This window comes from Streptococcus handemini, from assembly GCF_040984445.1.
Lineage (GTDB): Bacteria > Bacillota > Bacilli > Lactobacillales > Streptococcaceae > Streptococcus > Streptococcus handemini.
This window is the reverse complement of record NZ_JBFRYH010000001.1, coordinates 63,809-89,874: the sequence shown is the minus strand read 5'-3', so window position 1 is coordinate 89,874 and position 26,066 is coordinate 63,809. Positions and strand designations below refer to the sequence as shown.

26 protein-coding genes are annotated in these 26,066 nt (G+C 41.3%); 4 read left to right on the top strand and 22 right to left on the bottom strand.

The features are described from left to right. The 4 genes from ABPH35_RS00445 to lysS all read left to right on the top strand — a co-directional run. Positions 1-310: ISAs1 family transposase (locus ABPH35_RS00445; RefSeq protein WP_349988132.1), on the top strand; the 310-nt coding region annotated here is incomplete at its 5' end. A 169-nt stretch (positions 311-479) separates the two neighbouring features. Next, positions 480-1,322: a DUF368 domain-containing protein gene (locus ABPH35_RS00440; protein ID WP_349989662.1), complete on the top strand. Its 843-nt coding sequence runs from the start codon at positions 480-482 to the stop codon at positions 1,320-1,322. Beyond that, positions 1,322-1,804 carry an aminoacyl-tRNA deacylase gene (locus ABPH35_RS00435; RefSeq protein ID WP_349989663.1) on the top strand — a complete coding sequence of 161 codons (483 nt, stop codon included), beginning with the start codon at positions 1,322-1,324 and terminating at the stop codon, positions 1,802-1,804. The genes ABPH35_RS00440 and ABPH35_RS00435 overlap by 1 nt, the downstream gene beginning before the upstream one ends. Positions 1,805-1,915: 111 nt before the next feature. Then, positions 1,916-3,406, top strand: a complete 1,491-nt coding sequence (gene lysS, locus ABPH35_RS00430; RefSeq protein ID WP_349987830.1) for a lysine--tRNA ligase — start codon at positions 1,916-1,918, stop codon at positions 3,404-3,406. A 174-nt stretch (positions 3,407-3,580) separates the two neighbouring features. Here the strand turns inward: lysS and ABPH35_RS00425 are convergent, their stop codons facing one another. From ABPH35_RS00425 to atpD, 22 genes are all read right to left on the bottom strand, one after another. Then, positions 3,581-3,724, bottom strand: a complete 144-nt coding sequence (locus tag ABPH35_RS00425) for a DUF2087 domain-containing protein (RefSeq protein ID WP_349987884.1) — start codon at positions 3,722-3,724, stop codon at positions 3,581-3,583. Positions 3,725-3,730: 6 nt separating this feature from the next. Next, positions 3,731-3,868: a hypothetical protein gene (locus ABPH35_RS00420; RefSeq protein ID WP_349987831.1), complete on the bottom strand. Its 138-nt coding sequence runs from the start codon at positions 3,866-3,868 to the stop codon at positions 3,731-3,733. A 4-nt stretch (positions 3,869-3,872) separates the two neighbouring features. Next, the gene (gene pheT / locus ABPH35_RS00415; protein WP_349987832.1) at positions 3,873-6,275 is read right to left on the bottom strand and encodes a phenylalanine--tRNA ligase subunit beta; all 2,403 of its coding nucleotides are present in this window, start codon (positions 6,273-6,275) and stop codon (positions 3,873-3,875) included. Positions 6,276-6,284: 9 nt separating this feature from the next. Then, a complete protein-coding gene (locus ABPH35_RS00410) occupies positions 6,285-6,803 on the bottom strand; it encodes a GNAT family N-acetyltransferase (RefSeq protein WP_349987833.1) in 519 nt (172 codons plus the stop codon). Between the two features lie 9 nt (positions 6,804-6,812). Then, positions 6,813-7,859, bottom strand: a complete 1,047-nt coding sequence (pheS, locus tag ABPH35_RS00405) for a phenylalanine--tRNA ligase subunit alpha (RefSeq protein WP_349987834.1) — start codon at positions 7,857-7,859, stop codon at positions 6,813-6,815. A gap of 497 nt (positions 7,860-8,356) precedes the next feature. Continuing rightward, complete coding sequence (locus ABPH35_RS00400) at positions 8,357-10,144, bottom strand: glycoside hydrolase family 3 protein (protein ID WP_349987835.1); 1,788 nt, start codon at positions 10,142-10,144, stop codon at positions 8,357-8,359. 10 nt (positions 10,145-10,154) lie between these two features. Beyond that, positions 10,155-10,949 carry an HAD family hydrolase gene (locus ABPH35_RS00395; protein WP_349987836.1) on the bottom strand — a complete coding sequence of 265 codons (795 nt, stop codon included), beginning with the start codon at positions 10,947-10,949 and terminating at the stop codon, positions 10,155-10,157. A gap of 2 nt (positions 10,950-10,951) precedes the next feature. Then, complete coding sequence (locus tag ABPH35_RS00390; RefSeq protein ID WP_349987837.1) at positions 10,952-11,791, bottom strand: SDR family oxidoreductase; 840 nt, start codon at positions 11,789-11,791, stop codon at positions 10,952-10,954. An 11-nt stretch (positions 11,792-11,802) separates the two neighbouring features. Further along, on the bottom strand, positions 11,803-12,897 hold the full coding sequence (uxuA, locus tag ABPH35_RS00385; RefSeq protein ID WP_349987838.1) for a mannonate dehydratase: 1,095 nt from the start codon (positions 12,895-12,897) through the stop codon (positions 11,803-11,805). Positions 12,898-12,910: 13 nt separating this feature from the next. Then, positions 12,911-14,311 (bottom strand): glucuronate isomerase, encoded by a 1,401-nt coding sequence (gene uxaC / locus ABPH35_RS00380; RefSeq protein ID WP_349987839.1) that lies wholly within the window; start codon positions 14,309-14,311, stop codon positions 12,911-12,913. Position 14,312: 1 nt separating this feature from the next. Further along, the gene (locus ABPH35_RS00375; RefSeq protein ID WP_349987840.1) at positions 14,313-14,933 is read right to left on the bottom strand and encodes a bifunctional 4-hydroxy-2-oxoglutarate aldolase/2-dehydro-3-deoxy-phosphogluconate aldolase; all 621 of its coding nucleotides are present in this window, start codon (positions 14,931-14,933) and stop codon (positions 14,313-14,315) included. A 137-nt stretch (positions 14,934-15,070) separates the two neighbouring features. Then, entirely contained in the window at positions 15,071-15,784 is a 714-nt protein-coding gene (locus ABPH35_RS00370) for a FadR/GntR family transcriptional regulator (protein ID WP_349987841.1), read from the bottom strand. A gap of 45 nt (positions 15,785-15,829) precedes the next feature. Then, the gene (gene uidA, locus ABPH35_RS00365) at positions 15,830-17,629 is read right to left on the bottom strand and encodes a beta-glucuronidase (RefSeq protein WP_349987842.1); all 1,800 of its coding nucleotides are present in this window, start codon (positions 17,627-17,629) and stop codon (positions 15,830-15,832) included. A 14-nt stretch (positions 17,630-17,643) separates the two neighbouring features. Further along, the gene (locus ABPH35_RS00360) at positions 17,644-18,672 is read right to left on the bottom strand and encodes a PfkB family carbohydrate kinase (RefSeq protein ID WP_368849448.1); all 1,029 of its coding nucleotides are present in this window, start codon (positions 18,670-18,672) and stop codon (positions 17,644-17,646) included. A gap of 66 nt (positions 18,673-18,738) precedes the next feature. Continuing rightward, a complete protein-coding gene (locus ABPH35_RS00355) occupies positions 18,739-20,283 on the bottom strand; it encodes an MFS transporter (protein ID WP_349987844.1) in 1,545 nt (514 codons plus the stop codon). A 215-nt stretch (positions 20,284-20,498) separates the two neighbouring features. Next, entirely contained in the window at positions 20,499-20,960 is a 462-nt protein-coding gene (locus ABPH35_RS00350) for a GNAT family N-acetyltransferase (protein ID WP_368849447.1), read from the bottom strand. An 8-nt stretch (positions 20,961-20,968) separates the two neighbouring features. Next, complete coding sequence (locus ABPH35_RS00345; RefSeq protein WP_349987846.1) at positions 20,969-21,799, bottom strand: DNA/RNA non-specific endonuclease; 831 nt, start codon at positions 21,797-21,799, stop codon at positions 20,969-20,971. Positions 21,800-21,939: 140 nt separating this feature from the next. Then, positions 21,940-22,134, bottom strand: a complete 195-nt coding sequence (locus ABPH35_RS00340; RefSeq protein ID WP_349987847.1) for a DNA-directed RNA polymerase subunit beta — start codon at positions 22,132-22,134, stop codon at positions 21,940-21,942. Continuing rightward, positions 22,135-23,409: a UDP-N-acetylglucosamine 1-carboxyvinyltransferase gene (murA, locus tag ABPH35_RS00335; RefSeq protein WP_349987848.1), complete on the bottom strand. Its 1,275-nt coding sequence runs from the start codon at positions 23,407-23,409 to the stop codon at positions 22,135-22,137. A gap of 83 nt (positions 23,410-23,492) precedes the next feature. After that, on the bottom strand, positions 23,493-23,723 hold the full coding sequence (locus ABPH35_RS00330) for a DUF1146 family protein (protein ID WP_349987849.1): 231 nt from the start codon (positions 23,721-23,723) through the stop codon (positions 23,493-23,495). Between the two features lie 118 nt (positions 23,724-23,841). Further along, the gene (locus ABPH35_RS00325; RefSeq protein WP_349987850.1) at positions 23,842-24,258 is read right to left on the bottom strand and encodes a F0F1 ATP synthase subunit epsilon; all 417 of its coding nucleotides are present in this window, start codon (positions 24,256-24,258) and stop codon (positions 23,842-23,844) included. 9 nt (positions 24,259-24,267) lie between these two features. Next, positions 24,268-25,674 (bottom strand): F0F1 ATP synthase subunit beta, encoded by a 1,407-nt coding sequence (gene atpD, locus ABPH35_RS00320; RefSeq protein ID WP_349987851.1) that lies wholly within the window; start codon positions 25,672-25,674, stop codon positions 24,268-24,270. Positions 25,675-26,066 lie beyond the last annotated feature (392 nt).

Below are 26,066 nucleotides of genomic sequence, written 5' to 3'. Positions count from 1 at the left end.
GACCAAGAGTAGTCAAGAGGGTGAAGAAACACGCTACTTTATCTTGAGTAGTCAGGTTAGTGCGAAGGAATTATGCGACTATGTACGAGGTCATTGGCAGATAGAGAGTATGCATTGGTTATTAGATATTGTTTTTCGAGAAGATGCGAATAAAACTTTGAACAAGCAGTTAGCGTTTAATTTGAATGTGATGGACAAATTCTGCCTAGCTGTCCTAAAACGGTTGGATTTTGGAAAGAAAATGAGCATGCGTCGTAAGAAATATGTCCTTAGTCTATCCTTTGACCAGTATTTAAAACGATTACTTTAAATCAAAAAAGTGTTTGAGGTAGAAAAAAGCCGAAGACCGTTTCATGCGTTTGTCGTGATAAATAAGTCTCTGACCTATCTTACAAAAATAAAATATGGTATAATGGAATCGTTTTGAACGTTTTACGTTTCAGTTAGATTTATTATACCTTATTTTTATGGAGGAAACTATGGCATCTTGGATTGCAAGAGTTGTAAAGGGAATGATTATTGCCCTTGGTTTTATCTTACCTGGTGTATCGGGAGGCGTATTAGCAGCAATTTTGGGAATCTACGAACGGATGATTCGTTTTCTTGCCCATATTCGTGAGAATTTTATTGAAAATGTCCTCTTCTTCATTCCAGTAGGAGTTGGAGGAATTTTGGGAATTGCTCTCTTTTCCTATCCTGTTGAGTATCTCTTGGAGCACTATCAGGTCATCGTCTTATGGGGATTTGCGGGAGCTATTGTCGGAACGATTCCCAGTCTCATCAAGGAATCCACCCAGCATAGCAAACGAGATACGGCTGACCTCGCTTGGCTATGCGGAACCTTTCTCCTATCTGGTTTACTACTTTATTTCCTAAATGATTTAGTGGGAACCTTGCCAGCCACTTTTGCTAGCTTTGTTTTGGCAGGAGCCTTGATTGCCTTGGGTATTTTGGTGCCAGGCCTCAGTCCTTCCAATCTTCTTCTCATTTTGGGTATTTACACCCCTATGCTCAATGGCTTTAAATCGCTTGATTTGATTGGAACCTTCTTACCTATCGCAATAGGTGGTGTCCTTGCCATGCTAGCCTTTTCAAAAGCGATGGACTTTGCCCTCAAGCATTACCATTCCCGAGTGTATCACTTCATTATCGGAATTGTTTTGTCTAGCACCATCTTAATCCTCATTCCCCAAGCCGGAAACGAAGAGTCTATTTCCTACGCTGGCGCAGGGATTGGAACCTGGCTTCTTGCTCTACTTCTCTTTGCACTGGGGATTTGGCTAGGTCTCTGGATGAGCAAATTGGAGGAGAAATACAAGTAATGTCCAAGAAAAAGAAACTCAAAAAAACCTTGGTAGACCAAATTTTAGATAAGGCAGGTCTTGGTCATGATAGTCTTGAAATCAACGCACTCGAAGGCAAATTGCCAGAAGATGTGGAAAAACATCAGATTTACAAAACACTTGCCTTAATCGGTGATAAGACAGGCCCCGTTATTGGCATTGTTCCTATCACAGAACACCTTTCAGAAAAGGCACTAGCCAAGATTTCTGGTAATAAAAAAGTCAGCATGATTCCCCAAAAAGATTTGGAAAAAACAACTGGTTATGTCCATGGTGCTAACAATCCTGTCGGTATTCGTCAAAAGCATAGTTTTCCAATCTATATCGATCAATCTGCCTTAGAATTGGGACAAATCATCGTATCAGCTGGAGAAATTGGCCGCTCTATCCGAATGGATAGCCAAGCATTAGCTGATTTTGTCGGAGCAGAATTTGCGGATTTGATTGTCAAAGCTGACTAACTAAACCCATGAAAATCATGTATACAATAGAAAAAATTAGCTATCCTAGCTGATTTTTTTGGGGTTTTATGCTAGAATGAATGAGATAGACTTTGGAGGAATGAAACAACTATGTCAAATGAACATTTTGAAGAATTAAATGACCAGCAACTCGTTCGCCGTGAAAAAATGGTGGCTCTTAGTGAAAAAGGTATTGACCCATTCGGAAAACGATTCGAACGAACAGCTAATTCAGCAGAATTAAAAGCACAATACGAAGATAAAAGCAAGGAAGATTTGGCTGAATTAGGCGCTACTGCTGTCATTGCAGGACGTATGATGACAAAACGAGGAAAGGGAAAAGCAGGCTTTGCCCACATCCAGGACCGCGAAGGCCAAATTCAGATCTACGTCCGTAAAGATGATGTCGGTGAAGAAAACTATGAACTCTTCAACAAAGCTGACCTCGGAGACTTTATCGGGGTTGAGGGAGACATCATGCGGACCAATATGGGAGAATTATCCATTCATGCCCACAAATTGACCCACTTGTCAAAAGCTCTTCGCCCGTTGCCAGAAAAATTCCATGGCTTAACGGATACCGAAACCATCTACCGCAAACGCTACTTAGACTTGATCTCAAACCGCGAGAGTTTTGACCGCTTTGTGACGCGTAGTAAAGTCATCTCAGAAATCCGCCGTTACTTAGATAGACTTGGTTTCTTAGAAGTTGAAACTCCTGTTCTTCATAATGAAGCTGGTGGCGCTGCTGCCCGTCCATTCATTACCCACCACAATGCCCAAAACATTGACATGGTCCTACGGATTGCAACAGAATTGCATTTGAAACGCTTGATCGTCGGTGGTATGGAACGTGTCTATGAAATCGGTCGTATCTTCCGTAACGAAGGAATGGACGCTACTCACAACCCTGAGTTTACATCTATTGAGGTCTACCAAGCCTATGCAGACTACCTTGATATCATGAACTTGACAGAAGGTATCATCCAGCATACTGCAAAAGCTGTGGTCGGAGATGGACCAATCACCTATCAAGGTACAGAAATCAATATCCACCTTCCTTTCAAACGCCTTCACATGGTTGATGCGATCAAGGAACAAACAGGGGTTGATTTCTGGCAAGAGATGACCTTTAAAGAAGCAAAAGCTGTGGCAAACGAGCATAAGGTTCCAGTTGAAAAGCATTATACCGAAGTTGGTCAAATCATCAATGCCTTCTTCGAAGAATTTGTAGAAGATACCCTTATCCAGCCAACCTTTATCTACGGACATCCTGTGGCTGTGTCGCCACTTGCTAAGAAAAATCCAGAAGACGACCGCTTCACTGATCGTTTTGAACTCTTTATCATGACCAAAGAATATGGAAATGCCTTTACTGAGTTGAACGACCCAATCGACCAATTGGAACGCTTTAAGGCACAAGCCAAGGCCAAAGAATTGGGAGATGACGAAGCGACTGGCATTGACTACGACTATGTAGAAGCCCTTGAGTACGGTATGCCCCCAACAGGTGGACTCGGTATCGGAATCGACCGCCTCTGCATGCTTTTGACTGATACGACCACAATCCGTGATGTATTGCTCTTCCCAACGATGAAATAAGCACACAAAGCAAGCCATCAGTAGCATTGACTGATGGCTTTTTAACACGCGAAAGGGAGCTGATACTACTATCAACTCCCTTTCATATTATTTTAATTATGTCCTATTTTACAAATCCTGTGGTAAATCTGATGAAATTCTGGCGATGGGGTACTACCTCAAAACTTGAAAATTTCACCGCATCTCATCCAAATGCCCATTTCTCTCTCCTATTGTATAGATTTTTCCATAGGAATCACGCTCTAAAAAGCCGTAACCAACTAAGTATCGGCGCAAAATAGCCGTGTCATCGTAATAGATCTTGAAAAAATCATTGATTTCTTTTTACGTAAACTGTTGACCTTGCTGGGCTAATTGTTGCTGAAAATAATGAAATAGTTGTAGTTTGGCTTTTTCTTTTTTGGGAATGGTCACCAATCGACCTTGTCTGAAATATTTTTGTCGAATAGTTGCCTGTTCCATATCTCTACCTAATTTCTGCACCCAATTGTTGAAGAGCTACAGATATTTTTTCCATATACTTGGCCACTTCCTCATCCGTTAGGCTATCCTGTGGATTTTGGAAGGTCAAGTTATAAGCCATGGATTTTTTACCTGCCTCAATGTTGCTACCAGTATAAATATCAAAGAGGCTTACCTTGGTCAACCGTTTCACATTGGCACCTGCAATGGCATCAAGAATGGCTTGGTGTTGCGTATCACGATCTACCAAAAGGGCAATGTCACGGCTAACTGCTGGAAATTTTGAAATCTCAACAAATGGCTGAGCTGGTTGAAGCGCAGCTTCTAGCGCATCGACATTGACTTCTGCCACATAGGTTTCTGGAATACCGTAGTCTTTCGCTAGCTGCGGGTGCACTTGCCCCACAAACCCAATCACCTGAGCATTTAGCTCAATCTGAGCAGTTCGTCCAGGATGAAGCGCTGCTAGGCTACTAGTTGCCACATAGTTAACCTCAAGTGAATACTTGGCAAATAGGGCTTCTACAATTCCCTTAGCATGGAAGAAATCAACTGGGACTGCTGCGGTTTGGAAATCCTTTTCTGCTACTAATCCTGTCAAAGCAAAGGCGAATTTCGTGATTTCTTGTGGCAAATCTTGATGTGGATCACCTGTCTGTTCAAAGACTTTTCCGATTTCATACAAGGCCAAGTCTTTATTTTTGCGGGCTACATTATAGGCTACTGTTTCTAGCATACCTGAAATCATGTTTTGACGCAGGGCAGAGCGATCGACTGTCATCGGCCACATCAATTCCGTTACGCTTGTTGGTTCTAAGCTAAATTCAACTGCTTTTTCAGGAGTGGTCAGCGCATAGGTGATAATCTCGCTCAAGCCTGCTCCTTCTGCTAGACTGCGAATCTGACGGCGAAGTTTTTGGCTAGCTGTCAATTCACCAGCTGTTCCGTCTTCTTTTGGCAAAGTGGTTGGCAGATTGTCATAGCCATAAATCCGTGCAATTTCTTCAACCAAGTCTGCCGGAATGCGAATATCCCAACGGCGACGTGGCACTTGAACAGTAAAGCTGACATCATCGCCTGTAATCTCCATCCCTAAACGGCGGAAAATTTCTGCAATATCGCTATAGACTAGACTGGTTCCCAAGGAACGATTGACATAATCTAGACTAGCTGAAACCGCTACGGGACTGGTCTCTACTTCTCCTGCAGAAACAACACCTGATAGGACTTGACCCCCTGCTAATGCTGCAATCATACTGGCTGCCGTATCCATAGCCGCTGCGATATCAGCCATATTAATCCCTTTTTCAAAACGAGAAGAGGATTCCGAGCGAAGATTCAAACGACCAGACGTTTTACGGATTGATTTTCCGTCAAAAAGCGCTGCTTCTAACACCACATTTGTCGATTGAGGATCAATCTCTGTTGCAGCACCACCCATGACACCACCGAGGGCAACCGCCTTATCGGCAACGGAAATGACAATATCATCTGCGACCAATTCACGCTCGACTTCATCCAAGGTCACCAAGGTTTCCCCGTCTCTTGCATCACGCACCACAATGGTCTTGCTTTCAAATTTATCTAGGTCAAAAGCGTGCATGGGTTGTCCAAAATAGAGCAAGATATAGTTGGTCACATCGACCACATTGTTAATCGGACGAATCCCTGCATTCATCAAGAGGTTTTGCAACCACTGAGGACTCGGTGCAATGGTCACATTTTCAATCACACGTGCACGGTAGGTTGCAACCTTTTCAGATTCAATTGCTACCTCAATCACATCGCTCGCCTTTTTCTCTACTTCTACAAGAGGGAATTCCTTAAACTGAACAGCCTGATCATAGATTGCTGCCACTTCATGAGCTACCCCACGCATGGAAAGGGCATCCGCACGGTTTGGCGTGATAGATAGCTCAATCACTTCATCATCCAAATCAAGATACGAGAAGACTTCATCTCCATTGACTGCATCTGCTGGCAAAATCTGAATCCCATCCGCAAACTCTTTTGGCACCACCGAGTCAGAAATTCCCAACTCGCCTAGAGAACAAATCATACCAAGCGATTCGAATCCACGGATTTTCCCTTTTTTAATCTTGTAATTATCAGCAATGCGTGCCCCAGGAAGAGCCACCATAACCTTGATTCCTGCACGGACATTCGGTGCTCCGCAGACGATTTGACGAGGTGCTTCTTCACCGACATCTACTTGGCAGACATGAAGGTGTGTATCTGGCACATCCTCGCAAGAGAGGACTTCTCCTACTACAATTTTTGACAGGCCAGCTGCAGGAGAAGTAACACCTTCTACCTCAATTCCTGTCGTTGACATCTTCTCGGCCAATTCCTTGCTCGGCACATCAATGTTGACTAATTCTTTTAACCATTTATAACTTACTAACATCGTACTTCCTCATTTTTCTTCTCTGATCCGCTTTTTCAAAAGCCAGTCAATATCCACCGTATCTCCTGTCACATACTCATGCTCCCCAAAGCGCTCAAATCCATACTTGAAATAAAAATTTTGAGCCTTAAAATTCTTCTCCCAAACTCCTAGCCATGCCCAGGTAAACTGACCTGCCACTGCTTTTTCAAGGGCAAATTCGAATAAGGCCTTTCCCAAACCATAGCCTTGGTGGGACTGCAACACATAGAGACGTTGAATTTCAAACGCGTCTTCTAGTTCATGCTCAGTCTGGGCTTCTCCCCAATTCACCTTTAAAAATCCAACTGGCTGCCCGTCATGAAGGACAAAGTAATGGGCTGATTCTGGATTTTCCCATTCTTTTTCCAAGGTCTCAAGTGCTAAATCATGGGTATAAAAATACTCCAAATCAGCTTCTTTGATAAAGGCACCAAAGGTTTCGCGAAAGGTTTGCATGGCCATTTTACGGAGCAAAGGTAGGTCTTTTTTCTCAACTGCACTAATCATCGCAACACCTTACTTGAATTGTTCAGAAAAACGGCTATCTCCTTGGTAGAAACCACGAATATCATTGATTCCGTAACGAAGCATCGCAATCCGTTCTTGACCTAAACCAAAGGCAAAACCAGAATATTCTGTAGGATCAATACCACTCATTTCTAACACATGTGGGTGAACCATTCCTGCCCCTAAAATCTCAATCCAACCAGTCTTTTTGCAGACATTACAGCCATCGCCACCGCACTTAAAGCAGGATACATCCACTTCAACGGATGGTTCTGTAAATGGGAAATACGAAGGACGTAGGCGAATCTGACGATCCTCACCAAACATTTTTTTGATAATCATCTCAAGCGTACCCTTCAAGTCACCCATTGAGACATTTTTTCCGACAACCAAGCCCTCAATTTGGTGGAATTGATGACTATGCGTTGCATCGTCTGTATCGCGACGGAAAACACGCCCCGGAGAAATCATTTTGAGAGCACCCTTTGAAAAATCATGCTGATCCATGGTCCGTGCTTGTACAGGACTGGTATGAGTCCGCATCAAGATTTCTTCAGTAATATAGAAGGTATCTTGCATATCACGAGCTGGGTGATCTTTTGGCAAATTCATCCGCTCAAAGTTGTAATAGTCCTTTTCTACTTCAAGACCATCAACAATCTGGAAGCCCATTCCTAAGAAAATATCTTCAATTTCTTCACTCGTTTGGGTCAACACATGACGATAACCTTGTTTGACACTTCGTCCTGGTAAGGTTACATCAATTGATTCTTGAGCTAGTTGGGCTTTGATTTTTTCTGCTTCGACAAGGACTGCCGTTTCTTCAAAAGCCTTGGTCAAGACATCACGAACTTCATTGACCTGTTTTCCGATAATCGGCTTCATATCATTCGAGAGATCCTTGAGTCCTTTCAATAGGTCTGTCAAAGACCCTTTTTTCCCTAAGACAGCAACCCGTAAGTCTTGTAATTCCTTGGCATTTTCATGACGAATCTTTTTCAATTCATCTAGTGTTGATTGTTTTAATTCAGCTAATTGTTGTTCAATTGTTGACATATTTCCTCCAAAATAAAAACGCATGACCACACCCAATCGGAGCGTTGTCACGCGGTACCATCCGTTTTCATCTGCAGCTCTGCAAACCTTTATTTGTAAGTCCATGTGCAAGTGAATTCGACCTATTTTCACTGAATGAGCTTCCAGTCACGGCTCATCTCCCTAGACAGTTTCCCTAGATGTACTAGTCTTGCAGACTTCTATTCAATTCTACTCACGGAAATTCATCGATTTATTTCCTCTGAGCGCTACCTCCATTCTAGCAGAATTAAGAAGATTTGGCAAGACTAGAAAACTCCTCTCATCAAAATAGAGGAGTTTTTGCTTGCTATAATTTTGCTTGACATTTTTTAGTCCAAACATGCTCATTTGGAAGACTTTGAAAATCAGCTTTTCCTTCCAATTTATCTAGAAGAGCTTCAATCGTATTCGAATTATGGTGATAAACATTGATAGCTCATCAACTCAAGATAAATGAAACCAATCTTTTCATCTAATTAGGAGCGCCAAATACGCGTATCAATTAAACCACAATAAGGATCTACACTTGATACTCCTGAAAACTCAGATTCGCCTGCCAGTTTTTGAACTAAACTGGCAATAGTATTTGGTAAGCTATCATAAGCATTGATATAAGTTCCAACTTGTGGCATATCTGCCAAGGCAAATGGATGTTGGACTGACACGACAATTGTTGGGATTTCATGGACATAAAATGGCTGGTCTGGTGTTCCTTTAGCCGCTGGCCAAATAATACGTTGGGTAGTACCACCAGAATTGACATCAACAATATTGATAATCAAATCATAATGATCTGTGATTTGAGCGATTGGTCGTTTAGAAGCATAGACATTTTGAATAGCTGCTGGACGTTCCTCTTCTGGCAACTTTTTAATCCGTTCTTCTGTATTTTCCCAAATTGAAACCTCGTGTCCACGTTTTTCAAGTAACTCTTTTAGAGTATCAGAAGCACGTTTCTTGCCTTGGTTGATCAAGGCTCCAAAACCACCTTTATAGCCGTCAACTTCGACTAAAAGAATGCGTTTATAGCGTTCTGGTGTGATTGGGAAAATATCTTTTTGTTTATCTTTCACCAGCGTGATTGCCTTATCAGCCACTTCATCTGAAAGACGTTTGGCCTCGTCTGTACCAATCATTTTTAGTGCTTCTTCTTTTGGAAGCAAAATCTCTTCTCGGCGACCTTCAAATTGATGTAAGCCAAGTTTTGCTTTCAATCCTAAGGTACGACGAATAGCATCGTGCAGACGTTCTTCTGTTAAGAGCCCCTTTTCATATCCCTCCTTCATCCAACGGAAATCTTCATCAGGATCATTGAAAAATAAGAAGAGGTCACATCCAGCTTCAATCGCTGTTGGCAACAGTTCACGACGTGGGAGTGCCGCAGTCATACCAACCATATGAGATGCATCGGTTACGATGGCTCCATTATAGCCCAACTCACCTCGTAGAAGTTCATCAAGAAGTGTTTTATTAAGCGATGCTGGTAGCATATCATCCAAATCACGTTCAGGGTGCATTTCTTTTTCAACATTCGGTAGATGAATATGACCTGCCATAATACCTGGAAGACCCGCTTCAGCCATTTCTCCATAAATACGACCAAAGGTTTCCATCCACTCTTCTTTTGACATGGGGTTAGATGCGTATGAAAGATGGTGGTCTCGCTCATCAATACCATCGCCAGGAAAATGTTTAGCAAAAGGAATAATGCCATATTGCATAATACCACGCATGTATTCTTTTGAAAGGCTGATAACTTGCTCAACCTCAGCTCCCCATGTACGATTAGCAATAATAGGATTGCGCCAGTTACGGCTAAGATCCATAATAGGAGCAAAGGAGGCATTACATCCTACCGCTGAGGCCTCGAGTCCAGCAATGCGCCCCAATTCATAAGCATACTTGGGATCGTTGGTAGCTGCAACTTTCACCTCATCACCAATTTTGGTTCCATCAGTGACAGCTCCATTTCCTCCTGATTCCGTATTAGCCGCAATTAATAGAGGGATTTTTGATTTGGTTTGTAAAATGTAATTTTGCTCCCAAATATCCGCTGCTGGACCAGGAGCATACCTTACCGCCGCAAACTTATAATCTGTCATAACCTGAGTTAGATACTCTTCTGTACGACTCGACCCCATATTCACAAAAAGTTGACCAATTTTTTCATCTAGAGTCATATTTGCAAGGGTTTCTTCTACCCAATCAATAGCTGCTTGATTGAGGTTATAAGGCTTTTTAGTCAAGTCTACTAAATGTGTCATATTATCACTCCTAGTCTAAATGTTTCCAAAACGCTTCTTTTAGGTTTTCCAAACCTTCTTTTGTTACCTGCCCAGCGACAAAAGCTGGCGAAAATGTTTCCTGTAATTCTTTCCAAGATGCTGCTTCTTTACCAACTAAGATAGGATAAAATGCTACTTGATTTTGCTCAGCTGCTGCTAAATCACCTGGAGAATCTCCCACCATTAGCAGATGAGTCTTTGAGTAGCCATCTTGTAACAAGCTTGCAATAACATCTTCTTTTTTCCCACGATCTTGACAATACAGCTCATCGACATGCTCTAGTAAACCTTGATCGCGCCATTCCTCTTCGACAGCTTCACGATTGGCTGAAGAAACCACATAGACTCTCCCAAGTTCGTGAAGTTTTGCCAAACCCGAACGAGCACCTGTAAAAGCGAGTGCCTCTCCCTTGTAAGATTTAATTTGTCGATTAACCTCGTTAGACCAATCCAATGCTTTCTGCAAATCATCCGATGGTTGCTGAGCCAATGCCTTCTCTAACGACGCATTTGATAGTGATGAGGTAGTGGCTACCCAGTGCTTCAAAGCATCGATACCATCCAGACCTGCATACTCTAGCCCCATCACCAATCCGACGAAGCGATTGACACCTCTTGTGCGAGAGTATAGGTTGATATTATCCCACTCTTTCAAAAAAGCTTCTTTATTTGGCACCTCAAAAAATTGAGTCGCCAATGGACCGAAAAATAACTGATGCTTGTAGGTCATCGTATCCATGGCACAGCCGTCCGAGTCTACACAAAAGACATATTCTGTTTTCATCTTTACACCCCTGAATAAGCCGAGAAACCACCGTCAATCGGTAAGACTACACCATTGACAAAGCTAGCCAAATGTTCATCTGCTAGGAAGAAGACTCCGCCTACTAATTCTTCTGCTTCACCGAAACGCCCCATTGGCGTATTGGTTAAAATTTTGTGAGCACGAGCCGTTGGTTGACCATTTTCATCAAAAAGCAATCCACGATTTTGATTCGTTACCAAAAACCCTGGTGCAATCGCATTACAACGAATACCCACTTTAGAAAAATGGACAGCTAACCATTGAGTAAAATTACTAATCGCTGCCTTAGCTCCAGAATAAGCTGGAATTTTTGTCAGAGGTGTAAAGGCATTCATACTTGAAATGTTAATAATATTCGCTCCTGCTCGTCCAACCATATCTTGCGCAAAGACTTGTGTTGGAAGTAAGGTTCCCAAGTAATTCAAGTTAAAGACAAAATTGATGCCACTTTCATCCAAATCAAAGAAGGTCTTTGTATCACTTAGTAAATCTAGCTCGTGGAACTCATTGTCTGTTGTCGCTTTCGGATTATTCCCTCCTGCTCCATTGATTAAGATGTCTGTTGGACCAAAATCAGCCAGTATTTGTTGACGAACTTCTTCCAAATTCTCTTTTGACAGAACATTTGATTGGTAGGCCTTTGCAATTCCTCCTGCAGCTACAATATCATTTACAAATTGTTGAGCTGCTGCTTCATTCAAATCGAGCAAAGCAACTTTGGCACCTGCTTTTGCAAATTCTTTCGCTAAATAGCCACATAGAACACCTCCTGCACCTGTGACTACCACCACTTTATCCTTAAATTCAATGACTTTTGACATGGCATTTCCTCCTATTTTTGGCCTACTGTCTTTGTTTTAATCCCAAAATCTGGCACTTTCCCAGTTGCTCTCATATTGGCTTCATAAAGACCATTAAAATAGGTTGCTCCTAAAGCTCGATCATAAAGCCCATAGCCTGGGGTCTTGGTCTGATCTCCCCAGATACGGCGACCATGATCAGGACGCAAGCTACCATCCCAATCATAATCAACCAACAGTTTCACAACCGCATTCATATCAATATCACCCGCCTGTGACAGATGAGCTGTTTCTTGGAAGCCCCAATCACCTGCTGTTACATTGCGAGTATGCATAAAATTAATCCGATTGCGCTTCAAAGCATATTCGGTCATCGCAATAACATCGTTTTTGGGATCAGAAGCATAAGAGCCGACACACATGGTAATCCCATTAGCTGGCGAATCGTACAAGTCAAGGAAACGCTCAACAGCTGCTTGACCTGTAATGATACGCGGAAGTCCAAAGATACCATACGGTGGATCGTCAGGATGAATCGCCATTTTTACACCAGCTGCCTCAGCTGTTGGAATGATTGCTTGAATAAAATAAGCTAGATTTTTCCATAAATCCTCTTCTGACACATTGTGACGATAGTTTTCAATAATCGTCTTCATCTCATCTTTCGAGTAGGAAGAATCCCAACCTGGCAAATTCAAATCATCTGCCACAGGATCTACCCCTGCTAAATCTTCTTTTAAGAAAGCAAGAGAAGTAGAACCATCAGGAAGTGGATGATGCAAATCAGAGCGAGTCCAGTCAAATACTGGCATAAAGTTATAACACACAACAGGGATTCCAGCTAGACCTACATTCTTAATAGATGTCTTATAATTCTCAATCAATTCATCCCGATTCGGTTTTCCTTGCTTAATATCTTCATGAACAGGAATAGACTCAATAACAGTAATTTCAAGACCTGCGTCTTCTACCATTTTTTTCAATTCCAAGAGCTTTTCCAACGGCCAAGCCTGACCAACAGGAACATCATAAACTGCTGTGACAATCCCTTGCATACCTGGGATTGCTTTGATTTCTGCTAAACTGACGGGATCATTTTTCCCGTACCAACGAAAGGACATTTTCATCGTGTTACCTCATTTATTTTTCAAAAAATTTCTGTGCATTAAAATACGAAATCTCTTGGACAACTTTTCCTAGTGTCTGGTAATCTTCTGGCACTTCTTCATCAACTATCCATTGCCCAACGTAGGACGCTAAAATTCTTCTAAAGTAATCATGCCGTTGATAAGATAAGAAACTTCTAGAATCTGTTAGCATACCCACAAAATTTGCGAACAGTCCTTGCTCTGCATAAGCATTCATTTGATCAATCATACCGAGCTTGGTGTCATTAAACCACCAACCTGCTCCAAATTGTAATTGACTTCGAATCCCTTTTTCATTTGCCTGAAAATTCGCCAAGGTATTTGCCAAGGCAATATTATAAGTCGGGTTCAGATTGTACCAAATCATCTTCGGTAACCAATCCCTTTCCACCAAATCATCTAGCAACTTGTTCAAATGACTGGTCAAGGCTGTTTGATCCCCAATTGAATCAATTCCTATATCCGCACCGAGGCGTTGGAATAAGGCTGTATGATTGTTCCGCAGCGCTCCAAAGTGGACTTGAGTGACAAAACCATGCTGTTTATACAAGCGACACAATTCTCTAAATAGACCCGTTTGCCATTTTCTCACTGCTACTAAACTTGGAGTTTTTCCTTCTCTTGTAGCTCGCAAAATCTCATCTAGCTCTTCTTTGCTTGCCGGTTCAAAACAAATCTCTGTAAAACTAATATCACTTGCTAGACAGCCTACTTGTGCAAAATAGGCAACGCGATCAGCAAGCCCTGCAACAAAACTATCAAAGTCAGAAATTGTAGTGGTCGTCTTTTCTTCTAATCGATGGACAAAATCTCCAAAGTTTCGATGTTCAACAAAGGCCTCATCTGGTCGAAAGGTCGGTGCCACAATTGTGTCAAATCCTTCTTCCTCTGACAACCGTTTATGCCATTCTAAGTCATCTAAAGGATGATCAGTAGTCCCAATAAAGGTCACCTTAGAGTCCCTAATTAACTTTCTCGGACTGACTTTTCCATTCTTTAAAAATGCATTCAACTGCTCATAGAGCTCTTCTGCATTGTCCTCTGTTAGTAGTTCTGTCACTCCAAAGACTTGCTTTAATTCCAAGTGACTCCAATGGTAAAGAGGGTTGCCGTAAGCTCTGCTGACTGTCTTAGCCCAAGCCTTGAATTTTGTTAATTTAGAAGCCGATCCCGTAATTTCTTCTTCTGGAATACCATTTGCCCGCATTAGGCGCCACTTGTAGTGGTCACCACCTAACCACAAATCGACAATGTCCTCATAGACTTTATCCTCATAGATTTCCTTTGGATCTAGGTGACAATGAAAATCATAAATAGGGAGATGTTTAATCTGATCATACAATTGATGAGCAGGTTGATTTTTTAACATAAATGACGAATCATTAAAAGCCATCTTATTCCTCCACTGCTTCTACAAAAGAACGTGCAATTTTTGTGACACTCTCGTAACCTAATTCAGCCACTTTACTTGCAAGAGCTGAACCAATTCCAACAGCACAAGCTCCTGCCTTCTTCCAATCTGCAACATTTGCGACGGACACACCACCTGAAGGCATCAGATTCACTTCAGGAATTGGCCCATGAATATCTTTAATAAAATTAGGACCTAATACACCACCTGGAAATAGCTTAATAATCTGACAACCAGCCGTCTGTGCAGCAACAATCTCAGTTGCCGTTGCACATCCCGGAAAATAAAAGACATCATGTTGGGCAGCTAAATCCTGAATCGCTTCCGAAAAATGCGGACTTACTAAGAACTTCGCTCCAGCATCAATCGCTACCTGTGCTAAGTCAGTTGTCATGACTGTTCCGGCCCCGACTATAACGGATAAATCATCTGAGAACTCTTGATCCAACTCAGCAATGACCTGAGCTGCATTTGGCGTAGAAAAAGTAATTTCAATATTTTTGATTCCACCTAAAATAGAATGCCGAGCAATCTCGATGGCGTCATTCTCATCTTTTCCGCGGATAACAGCGAAAAAATAATTTTCTTTTAGTTGTTTTAACATGATTTCTCCTCTCGTTAGAAAACGCTATCACTATATCTATAGTATATAATTCATCAGATGACTTGTCAAGAAAAATCCTTAAAAAAATAAAAAAAGTCCCCAAGAAATTCTTGAAGACTTATGAATCAATCTATTTTTCACTCAGAATGTAGACCATGAATGGTTAAATCTTTATCAAACCACTCTGTCAAAACAGCCTGTCTAACCGCAACTATATGGGCTAACATACTATCATAAGCGGCTAAAGGATGCCGTTGTTTGATTGCTGTCAAAATATTACGATGGGCTCTTAGGCTATCTTCTTTCATCTGACGATTTGTGTAATTTTCATTGATTAAATGAATCGACTGATTGATAACAGGTAGCAAACTGGTCATGGCAATATTGCCACTCATTTCCGCTAACATACTATGAAATTGCACATCTAATTCCAAATGGGTATCATCTCCTCGATGAACCGCATCCTCAATAGCATAGACGATTTCTTCCAAACGTACAATATCTTCAGCCGAAGCAAACTGAGCCACTCTCTCCGCAATCCGAGGCTCTAATAAATAGCGTAGTTCAAATAAATCAGTCGTTAATTTCACCCTATCGCGTACTAAAGAAAAGCCAAGTGGATCTTCAGACACTCCTTTTTTAGAACTAATATAGGTTCCAGACCCTTGACGTACTTCTAAAATATTACGAGTTGCTAAACTTCTGACCGCTTCACGAATCGTAGAACGCCCCACTTCTAAATCTTGAGCCAATTCATACTCATTCGGTAATTTATCTCCTATGCGATAGCCACGCTCTAAAATCAATTCTAGCAATCGATCTGCTGTTTTTTCGACTAAAGGTCTTGACATATCTTATTCCTCCTTGGAAAAAGTTACTTTCCACACCATTATAGCTTATTTTGACTTATAATGATAGTGAGGAATCGCTAGCCAACGCTTTTTAAATTCACGGACAACCTGTTTTGGTTCGCGATTTCGTGAAAAGAGACCCTTGTGATTCCCTTTCACACGAATCAACATCACATTTGTTTCAAAATCAGCAAAATTCCAAACCTGTTCTCCGACTAAATTTGACACCTCATCAAATACATCATGATTCATCGCATAATAGTCAACTTGGTATTCTTCTGTGTATGGAATATCCCACATCGAATGCAAGCCAGGCAAGGTATCTGCTCCGTATTCAGTAATGAGGATCGGCTTATCCGGATACAGTGATTGCCATGTCAACAATTCTTCTCGAAGACCTTTTTCTGCTTTAGATAAATCGCCATGATGAACATACCAGCCATAATAACGATTCAAGGAAATCACATCGACCAAATCCATCACCTGATCTTTATCAGGAGTTGCCATCATAATATTGACCAATGTAACAGGTCTATGTTGTGGATCTGTTTCTCTCATCCGCTCAATGAGTGGTTTAAAGTAGACTCTCGCTCCATCCTCGTGACTAGCAGGTTCATTTGCGACAACCCACATGACAACTGAAGGGTGATTTTTATCCCGTGCAATCAATTCATCAATGACCTGTTCATGCGCTTCTTTTGTCTGCATCAACTCCCATGTATTGCGCTGTTTTTCGCCATCTCCTATCAAATCTAAAGCTGCACTAAATTGTTGGAATAAACCTACGGCTGGGACCTCATCAATCACAACAATTCCCATTCGATCTGCTAAGCGCATCATCTCTTCAGAGTACGGATAGTGCGATGTGCGGAAGGAATTCGCACCAATTTCTTTTAGCAAATTCAAATCAATCAGATTTGCAGCTTCATTTAGCCCACGACCATTGATATAGGTATCTTCATGCTTTCCGAATCCTTTAAAATAAAATGGTTTCTGATTGATTAAGAACTGACCATTTTCAACTTTGACACTACGAATTCCAAATGATTCTGTATAGGTATCTACAAGTTCTCCTTTTTCCCATAACTCAACACGCGCGGTATAAAGATAAGCATCCAGTACCTCCCAAAGACGAGGGTCTTCAATCTGAAGTTGAGCGTCTTCAAGGACTCCGACTACTTTTTTATCCTCATCAAAAATAGTAATACGAATCTCCTCTACAGGTGCGACATTTTTAACACCTACTGTGACTACAGCTTCTGATAAATCTTCTGACAATTGACTGGTAATGATGATATCTTGGATATGATTTTTAGGACGGGTATAGAGATGAACATTGCGATGAATTCCCGCATAATTGTAAAAATCAAAATTTTCTAGCACTTTCTTACGAACAGAACCATCTTCTTGCACTTCTTCAATATAATTTCCGACAGGCAAGGTTGTGTAGTTCAGTTCATTATTGACACAAACAGTCAGGCGGACTGTTTCTTCCTGATAAAGTTCCTCTGGAACAACAAACTCAAATGGTGTAAACCCACCTTTATGCTCACCTAAGAATTGCCCATTCAAGTAGATTGTACCATGATGTGTCACCGATCCAAAACGAATCACCAATTCCTCTTTGCTATTAAGACGCGGAATAGAAAACTCTGTCTCATACCAGTTGTCACCAATATAAGATCGCTTGTTTTTATCAACTACAACATCATTAAAAGATGTCGGAACCACCATAATCTCATTTGTTGAAAGCACTTCTTGTGGAGAGTGAGAGCCCTGCATGAAGCGCCACACACCATTTAAACTATGCACTGCTCTTGATTTTGTACTAATTGGATATAACATAGCTTACCTTCTTTCTATCTTTTTATTTCATAAGAGTCGTGAGCCAACAAGTGATGAATATCCAAAGGAGTAATCATGTTGACATCGCCTTCTATCGTATGCTTAAAGACAAAACTTGCCATAGCTGTACCCAAAACTTGCTGTCCTTCTTGACCCATTAAACAACCATAAATAATCCCTGCTGTAAAAGCATCTCCAGTTCCAACGCGATCCAAAACTTGAATCGTTTCTTTTTCTGTTTCATACAGAGTTTGCCCCTCATATAAGAATCCCTTTAATCGATACTCATTCGAATAGCCCATTTCACGTTGGGTAAAAGCAATCGCATCCAATTGATAGCGTTCCTCAATCGCTACTAGAACTTTCAACAAGTCTTCCTTATTTTCATATGGTGGTTTTAGCCGTAATTCATCTTTCAAATCACGACCCTGTTCATCCAATAGTAAAATAGGCTCCAAACCAATACAGACATTGGCAAGTTCAATTAGAGGAGATAATTTTTCTCTTGCTTCGGCAAAGGAATTCCATAGACTTGCCCTGTAATTCAAATCAAACGAAATCTTTACACCTTTTTCTTGGGCCATTTTCATCAATCGGTAGGTCAATTCATAGGTGGCATCATTCAAGGCTGCTGTGATACCACTCACGTGGAACCAATCTACTTGATCAAAGACTCCTTCTAACAGGTAATCATGATAGCTCGCTTGTGAAAAAGAAGAAAATTCCCGATCATAAATCACCTGACTAGCACGAACAGAGAAGCCTTTTTGGTAATAATATAGTCCCAAGCGCCCTTGGTGCTTGATAAGATATTGTTGCTCAATTTGACGAGCAAATAAGAAATGCTCTGCCATTTTTCCAAGTTCGTTATCAGGGATTGCTGAAATTAGTGAAACCGAATGTCCTAGCTGGGCCAGAGTTGCAAGGACATTTAACTCCGATCCTCCGAACTGACATTCCAAACAACTAGCTTGGAGCATGGTCTGATAATTTGGTGGAGATAAGCGCAATAATATTTCGCCCAAACCTACTACTTTCTTCATTTCTTAGCCTCCTGAAAAAATTAGCCTAGCTTATTATTGCCAGGCTATCATTATTCTAATAGTCTCTTATTCTTCCCCAACTTCATATTTGGTAACATCGACATAATCCATATCTGATAGCGGTACATTTTTCGCAATCGCTTGGACACGTTCTTCGTCTTTAGCTGCTTTCATGACATGAATTTTCTCTTGTACTTGCGCCATAGTTACCTGATCCAACTTGTAAAACTTCATCAGAATCAATGAAATCACAAGCATAACTACTGGTATAAAGACTAGCAAGGCAATAATTGCACCCTTTAATGCTGGTGACAATGGTGTTTCTGCCGTTGGGTATTCCTTTGCAAAACCAATTCCTGCTAAGACAAAGCCAACTACCATTGGAGCAAACGAAGAAGCAATCGAATCTGTCAATGAGAAGATTGTTCCGATCATTCCTGATACATAACGACCAGAAACAGATGTCTCATAGTCAGAAATATCTGCACCCATAGTTAAGACTAGACCAGCAGGTGCACTCGCAAAATATCGCAACGCATAAAGGACAACAAAAACAATACTGTAAAGATTCCATTTTACTAAGTCAAGTGATCCAACATCACCAAAGTGGAGCAAAGCTCCTAACAATAGCATAACCACAATCCCAATTTGCAAACAAAGCACATAGGCTCTACGTAATCCTTTTTTTCGAGCAATACTTGCAGCCGATACTATAACCAAAATATTTGGAATCACCATCAAGCCTGAAATCACTCCAGAAAGAGCATAATTTCCAAATAAAATACCAAATAACATCACAATAACAACAGAGTCACCAAGTAACTGCGCAACAAATTTTACAAGGGCTGCTGAAATAGATAAGACTTGTAAAGGACGATTGCCTTTAATAATTTTCCAATAGTCTTTGAGGGTTGTTTTCTGTGTCTTTTCTTCACCTAAACCGAAGAATTTTTTATTATCTTTTTGCCAAATTCCAATAACAGAAAGAACTGCCAAGACTGCTGAAATGGTAATAACACCAACCATCAATTCCATAAAGAAACCTTCTGTAAAGCCACCATGCTTTGGAACAAGGATGCTAGAAATCACAATTTGGCTTCCTGAAAACAGCATTGCCGTCATAATTCCATCCACAATATTAAACATTGGACGTTGTTTCGGATCATTGGTAAGGGCTGTTTGACCTGCTTTGGTAATTGTTTGTTGCAAAGAATACCCAACCTTGTGAACAAGTAACGCAACAATAAACAACGGCATTGTCATGGAATTGCCAAAATGATGAATATTGAATAAGAACACAAACGATAGGGCGGTAATGATATTTCCTAATACTAAGATAGGACGATATTTCCCAAATTTAGTATCTGTCTTATCAATCAGAACACCGATAGCAGGATCAATAAATCCATCAAAAATACGAATATAACCCATCAATTGACTAACAAACAAAACAGCTAGTCCTAGGACACCGGTTGAAAAATACGTTACAAAACTAAAGGCCACTAAATAAATATTTGTAGATGTATTATTCATAGCAAATAAAATAATTTGCCATAATTTTGCTCGATTATAGGTTACATCAGCTGTTCTTTGTTCAACTGTTTTGTCCATTTGAAAATCTCCTATTTTCTTTATTTTTCTACAACAGTAATTGAAAGCGCTTTTGTTGTATCTTTATTGTATAATTCATCTGATGTTTTGTCAATGATTTTTGTCTATTTTTTCTAAAAAAAGCATTTTTAGGGAAAAATTAGCTCAAATACATCTGATAATTAACAAAAATAGGTCAGAGGACTTCCAAGTCCTCTGACCATTTTCTTAACCTATTATAATTCTCGTCTATACGAGTCCCCTTTTTCTGTCTCCCTTTGAATCTGAAATCCGCAAGCGGTAAAACATTTCTGAGAGGCATAGTTTTCCTTATAGATTTCCCTGACATGTAGTGAGGAATACCCTCGTTTTTTGGCCTCTACAACTAGAGCCTGAACAATCTTTTTCCCAAACCCTTGTCCCCGATAGGCTGAATCCCCAATTACAATTGGCAAATCATGCTGTGAAAAGGTGACGTCTCCAATTGCCTTCCAGCCCTTTTCATCTTGAACTTCAATCGTGTAAAGCTCTCCTACCTGATCCAAGTAAGCATACATTCGATGTAATTTTTCAAGACTGTAGCTTTCCCTCACTCCATCCACAAGATAAACCATTTCTTGATCCTGATACCACATAAGAGCTTCGCTATCATCTGGTTGCCCACGCCTTAAACGTACTGTTTCATCAATTTCAATCATTAGAACTCCTACTGGCTAATACGAATCTTCCCACTGTAATAATCAATAATTAAGCCCTGCTGGACATTTGGGACAAAAACATTAAACTCCAGACCACCATCTGCTGCTTTAGCCTCCAAGTGGCTCCCTACAGGCACTAAATCTTCTTCTGATTGATAGATTAGTGTTACTCGATACCGCACCCGCTTATTGCGATCTAGGGCTCTACGCACCTGAGTTTCAAAGTAATTTTGACCTGTGGCATCTGGGCGATTGGATTGGTTAGCCCAAGCAGTCTGAACGGCTATATTTTGAGGATTACTGGTTGAAGCATCGTATCCTTTTAGCCCACCAACCAAGGAATAAGCCAGTAAATGCCCTCTGTCAATGGCATGATTGTATTCTCCTTTTAAATGCCTTACTTGGTGCCAACCAGCCGGTTTCCAATTGGTTGCCCCATTGCCAGTTTCCTCCCGCTTCTTGTATTGTCTTGTTGTTTTACTCAAAAGAGCATTCGCAACTGTCGGAACAACTTTGCCTTGCGCTGTCTTTGTCCTGTTATTTGCATAAGGGACGCTTGCAATAGCAGCATCGAGGTCTGTTTGATTGCCATTAATCACAAAAGCTCCTGCACCATTGTAAACAATGTCAGCTCCCAACTTGGCCTGTACGGTATCCGTTAAAACGGAACGTGCTAGCTCCTCTGAAGGCCTAGATGTGACGCTTACTATGCTAGTAGACGATTGATGAGATACGGTCGAAGGTTCTTCTGCCCAAAAATAACCACCAGCCACCAGTAAGAGTGTTATCACTAGGCTAGCTAGACTCCTACTCTGTTTTTTTCTTTTTTTCCTTGCCATATTTCTCCTAGCAAAACTTAAAGTGAAAGAGGCTGACACAGTTGTACTCAGCCTACTCATCTTCCTAACTTGAACTATTTCTATTCTGATGACTGATTGAAACTAGCCTATCCTAGAACATTACAGTTACTGCTTGATTGCTACTTTCCTGTAAATTTACCAATCAATTCCTGCCATTTTTCAGGAGATAAAATAGCCCAAATATTGCTACCATCTCCAATGACACCATAACCAACCATGAGTCCAATTGCAAAAATAATCAGTGCTAAAAGAATGATAAAGAGAATCAATAACAATTGGTTTCCAACAAAACGTAGATTTTCTTTCTGATCCATCTATTCTTCTCCATTGATGCGTTCAATATCTGCTCCTAAGGCAGCCAATTTCTCATGGAAACGGTAATACCCTCGATCCAAATGTGTTAATTTTCCAACAGTTGTCACACCTTCTGCTACTAGCCCTGTCAGGATAAGAGCAGCACTGGCTCTCAAATCTGTTGACATGACTTCTGCTCCCTGAAGCGTATTACCACCGGTAATGATAGCCGTATCACGTAAAAGATCTGAATGCAAATTCATCCGACGTAACTCTTCCAAATGCTGAAAACGATTTTCAAACACTGTCTCAATCATGGTTGACTCACCCTTAGCTACAGCCATTAAAGCTGTAAACTGAGCCTGCATATCGGTCGGAAAACCTGGATGTGGTAAGGTCTTTACTGTCACAGGCTTCAAGTGTTCAATCACTGAACGAACTCGAATCCCCTCATCTTCCTCACTTACTTCAACACCCATTTCCTGCATTTTAGAAATCAGGGGACGGTTATGTTCCCAAATGGCATCTTTGACTAAGACATCTCCACCAGTCATGGCTGCTGCAACCATAAAGGTTCCTGCCTCAATCCGGTCTTGAACAACCTGATGTTCTGTTCCATGCAGACTAGAAACTCCCTTAATAGTAATCGTTTCCGTTCCTGCTCCCTTAATTTTTGCCCCCATTTTATTGAGAAAAATCGCCAAATCAACAATTTCAGGTTCCCGCGCTGCATTTTCAATAACCGTAGTCCCTTCCGCTAGAGTTGCTGCCATCATCAAGTTTTGCGTTGCCCCTACACTTGGGAAATCCATGTAGAGATGGACTCCTTTTAAGCGTTCAGCCCTTGCTTCAAGATAACCCGCACGCTGATGAATCGCTGCTCCCATCGCCTCCAAACCTTTGAGGTGTAAATCAATTGGACGACTACCAATCGTGCAGCCCCCAGGCATGGAAACCTTGGCATAGCCGTTGCGAGCTAAGATAGGCCCCAGTACAACAATAGAAGCCCGCATCTGATTGACATACCTATAAGGAGCTTCGCTTCCCAATTCGCCTTGGGCATCAACCAAAATCTCTTTCTTTTCTTGATCAAATGAAACTCTTACTCCTAGCCCGTCAACCACGCGATTCATGGTGAACACATCCGATAGAATCGGCACATTCGACAACCGTGACTGCCCTTCACTTGCTAAGATTGTTGCAGCTAATAGAGGTAAAACAGCATTCTTTGCGCCTTCAATAGTCACTTCACCTTCTAGGCGAGTTTTCCCACCTCTAACAATAATTTTATCCATTTTTACTTCCTTTTATTCACTTTTTCTGACATCTGCTTATTCAAAACAACGCTAATACCATTTCTTTTCTCTTAGAGATCCTTCTAGCGGAGTGCTTCTGTTAGATTGCGGCTAATGGATAAGACATCCAAAAAGAAAGCAGAGACTAAGTAGCCTAACGCAATCGCCACAAATACAATGAATAGTTGAATTTTCCTATGATTTTCTGCCGTCCCCTTTACTAACTTTGACCAATCAACTACCGATAACAATAAGTAATGGGCAAGATAAATAAACAAGAGATGGCTACAAACAGTTACCAATGATCTAATCATGTTTCCATTATACCAAAAATTTCTAAAAATTCGTATTTTGAAAACAGCCAATGCACTCGAGTACGTAAAAAGAGGTCGGAACTTTCCAACCTCTTTACAGTATTCATTTCTTCTGCTATTACTTTTGACCAACACGAATCCGATTAATCGCACGTTGAAGGGCAATAGCTGCCCGTCTTTCCATATCAATATTGTGTGCATGTTGTGCTTCTTCAAGCTCTCGTTCAGCTCGAAGTTTCGCACGCTCGGCACGACTAACATCAATATCACGCTCCCGTTCAGCTGAATCGGATACAATAGTAATCAAATCTTTTGAAATTTCAATAATGCCGCCGTTGACCGCAATCCAATCCACATGATTTTCATCATCGATACGGCGCACCTTGATCTCATCAATCGCTAACACAGCAATCAATTCAACGTGTCCAGGATAAATCCCTAGCTCACCTTCCGTTGTTCGAACGAGTACAAAAGCCGCATGGTGATCATACCGAATACCGTCTGGCGTTACAATTTGTACGGTCATTTGTGCCATAAAACACCTCTAAAATCTCATCTTAGCTGCTTTTGCAATCACATCATCAATGGAACCAACATTGCGGAAAGCATCTTCTGGTAATGTATCATGCTTACCATCCAAGATTTCTTTAAATCCACGTACTGTTTCAGCAACTGGTACGTATGAACCTGGCATACCGGTGAATTGTTCTGCCACATTAAAGTTTTGTGACAAGAAGAATTGAATGCGACGAGCACGACCAACCAAGGTCTTCTCATCATCAGACAATTCATCCATTCCCAAGATAGCAATAATATCTTGTAACTCTTGGTAGCGTTGCAAGACGCGTTTTACTTCCATAGCGACCGCATAATGTTCTTCTCCAACAACTTCAGGTGCCAAGGCACGTGAACTAGAGGCAAGAGGATCAACGGCTGGATAAATTCCCAACTGAGTCAATTTCCGCTCCAAGTTAGTCGTCGAATCCAAATGTGCAAAAGCTGTTGCTGGCGCTGGGTCAGTGTAGTCATCCGCTGGGACATAAATCGCTTGGATAGATGTTACGGAACCTTTTTTGGTTGAGGTAATCCGCTCCTGCAATTGTCCCATTTCAGTTGCTAAGGTTGGTTGGTACCCTACAGCTGACGGCATCCGACCCAATAGGGCGGAAACTTCAGAACCCGCTTGCGTGAAACGGAAGATATTGTCGATGAACAAGAGCACATCCTGACCTTCGACATCACGGAAGTATTCTGCAATCGTTAAGCCAGTCAAGGCAACCCGCATACGAGCACCTGGTGGCTCATTCATCTGTCCAAAAACCATGGCTGTTTTTTCAATAACACCTGATTCTTTCATTTCCCAGTAAAGGTCATTCCCCTCACGAGTCCGCTCACCAACACCAGTAAATACTGAAATACCACCGTGTTCCTGAGCGATATTGTGAATCAATTCTTGGATAAGAACCGTTTTACCAACACCGGCACCACCAAAGAGACCGACTTTCCCTCCCTTCAAATAAGGAGCTAGAAGGTCAATAACTTTAATACCTGTTTCTAAAATCTCTGTTGCAGTTGATAATTCATCAAATGTCGGAGCTTTTTTATGAATCGGATGACGTTCTACTGTCTCGTCAAATGGTGTTTCCAAGTCAATGGTATCACCTAGGACGTTAAAGACACGACCAAGCGTTTCCTTCCCAACAGGGACAGAAATCGGACGTCCTGTGTCTAGAACTTCCATTCCACGAGTCAAGCCATCTGTTGATTCCATCGCAATGGTTCGAACAACACCATCGCCTAGCTCCAATGCAACCTCAAGCACGACTTTTTGTTTTGATTCATCGTTCTTATAAACGACAAGTGCGTTGTTAATCTCAGGAAGCTTATCATCAGCCGAAAATGCCACATCGACAACCGGCCCAACAACCTGAGTAATTTTGCCTGAACTCATTTTTTCTCCTTTATACAAGATACAAAGGACGTAAAGAGCACTGTAAAAATAGGAGATTGACGATGTGTTCCATGAACACAAGGAAATCTATCCCTAAAGGGAGCCTCAGTTGTAACCAACTAGAGTTGGAACATCTGCGTCTCTTTTTTTACACAGCTCTTAGTCCGTGTTCAATTATTAAGATATGAGAGCGTTTAAAGCACACAGTGTACCCCAGGGTACCCGTATCTGTAAAACGAGCAAGCTCGTAACAGTTACGGCAAACTTAGGATATCTGATGTAGAGTTAGAAGAGAGTTTGCTCTACAAACTCCTATCTCCCGCCTCCAAAGGTATACTATACCTTTGGAGCTAGGAATGTTTATCCCTAAAGGGAGCCTCAGCTGTAACCAA

Coding starts and splice junctions, on each gene's coding strand:
- atpD (WP_349987851.1), bottom strand. CDS start 25,674: ATGAGTTCAGGCAAAATTACTCAGGTTGTTGGGCCGGTTGTCGATGTG.
- ABPH35_RS00400 (WP_349987835.1), bottom strand. CDS start 10,144: ATGACACATTTAGTAGACTTGACTAAAAAGCCTTATAACCTCAATCAA.
- ABPH35_RS00395 (WP_349987836.1), bottom strand. CDS start 10,949: ATGAAAACAGAATATGTCTTTTGTGTAGACTCGGACGGCTGTGCCATG.
- ABPH35_RS00355 (WP_349987844.1), bottom strand. CDS start 20,283: ATGGACAAAACAGTTGAACAAAGAACAGCTGATGTAACCTATAATCGA.
- ABPH35_RS00420 (WP_349987831.1), bottom strand. CDS start 3,868: ATGGAACAGGCAACTATTCGACAAAAATATTTCAGACAAGGTCGATTG.
- uidA (WP_349987842.1), bottom strand. CDS start 17,629: ATGTTATATCCAATTAGTACAAAATCAAGAGCAGTGCATAGTTTAAAT.
- ABPH35_RS00345 (WP_349987846.1), bottom strand. CDS start 21,799: ATGGCAAGGAAAAAAAGAAAAAAACAGAGTAGGAGTCTAGCTAGCCTA.
- pheT (WP_349987832.1), bottom strand. CDS start 6,275: ATGTTAGTAAGTTATAAATGGTTAAAAGAATTAGTCAACATTGATGTG.
- uxaC (WP_349987839.1), bottom strand. CDS start 14,311: ATGGCTTTTAATGATTCGTCATTTATGTTAAAAAATCAACCTGCTCAT.
- ABPH35_RS00440 (WP_349989662.1), top strand. CDS start 480: ATGGCATCTTGGATTGCAAGAGTTGTAAAGGGAATGATTATTGCCCTT.
- murA (WP_349987848.1), bottom strand. CDS start 23,409: ATGGATAAAATTATTGTTAGAGGTGGGAAAACTCGCCTAGAAGGTGAA.
- ABPH35_RS00325 (WP_349987850.1), bottom strand. CDS start 24,258: ATGGCACAAATGACCGTACAAATTGTAACGCCAGACGGTATTCGGTAT.
- lysS (WP_349987830.1), top strand. CDS start 1,916: ATGTCAAATGAACATTTTGAAGAATTAAATGACCAGCAACTCGTTCGC.
- ABPH35_RS00435 (WP_349989663.1), top strand. CDS start 1,322: ATGTCCAAGAAAAAGAAACTCAAAAAAACCTTGGTAGACCAAATTTTA.
- ABPH35_RS00390 (WP_349987837.1), bottom strand. CDS start 11,791: ATGTCAAAAGTCATTGAATTTAAGGATAAAGTGGTGGTAGTCACAGGT.
- ABPH35_RS00340 (WP_349987847.1), bottom strand. CDS start 22,134: ATGGATCAGAAAGAAAATCTACGTTTTGTTGGAAACCAATTGTTATTG.
- ABPH35_RS00370 (WP_349987841.1), bottom strand. CDS start 15,784: ATGTCAAGACCTTTAGTCGAAAAAACAGCAGATCGATTGCTAGAATTG.
- pheS (WP_349987834.1), bottom strand. CDS start 7,859: ATGTCAACAATTGAACAACAATTAGCTGAATTAAAACAATCAACACTA.
- ABPH35_RS00410 (WP_349987833.1), bottom strand. CDS start 6,803: ATGATTAGTGCAGTTGAGAAAAAAGACCTACCTTTGCTCCGTAAAATG.
- ABPH35_RS00350 (WP_368849447.1), bottom strand. CDS start 20,960: ATGATTGAAATTGATGAAACAGTACGTTTAAGGCGTGGGCAACCAGAT.
- ABPH35_RS00375 (WP_349987840.1), bottom strand. CDS start 14,933: ATGTTAAAACAACTAAAAGAAAATTATTTTTTCGCTGTTATCCGCGGA.
- ABPH35_RS00330 (WP_349987849.1), bottom strand. CDS start 23,723: ATGATTAGATCATTGGTAACTGTTTGTAGCCATCTCTTGTTTATTTAT.
- uxuA (WP_349987838.1), bottom strand. CDS start 12,897: ATGAAAATGTCCTTTCGTTGGTACGGGAAAAATGATCCCGTCAGTTTA.
- ABPH35_RS00360 (WP_368849448.1), bottom strand. CDS start 18,672: ATGAAGAAAGTAGTAGGTTTGGGCGAAATATTATTGCGCTTATCTCCA.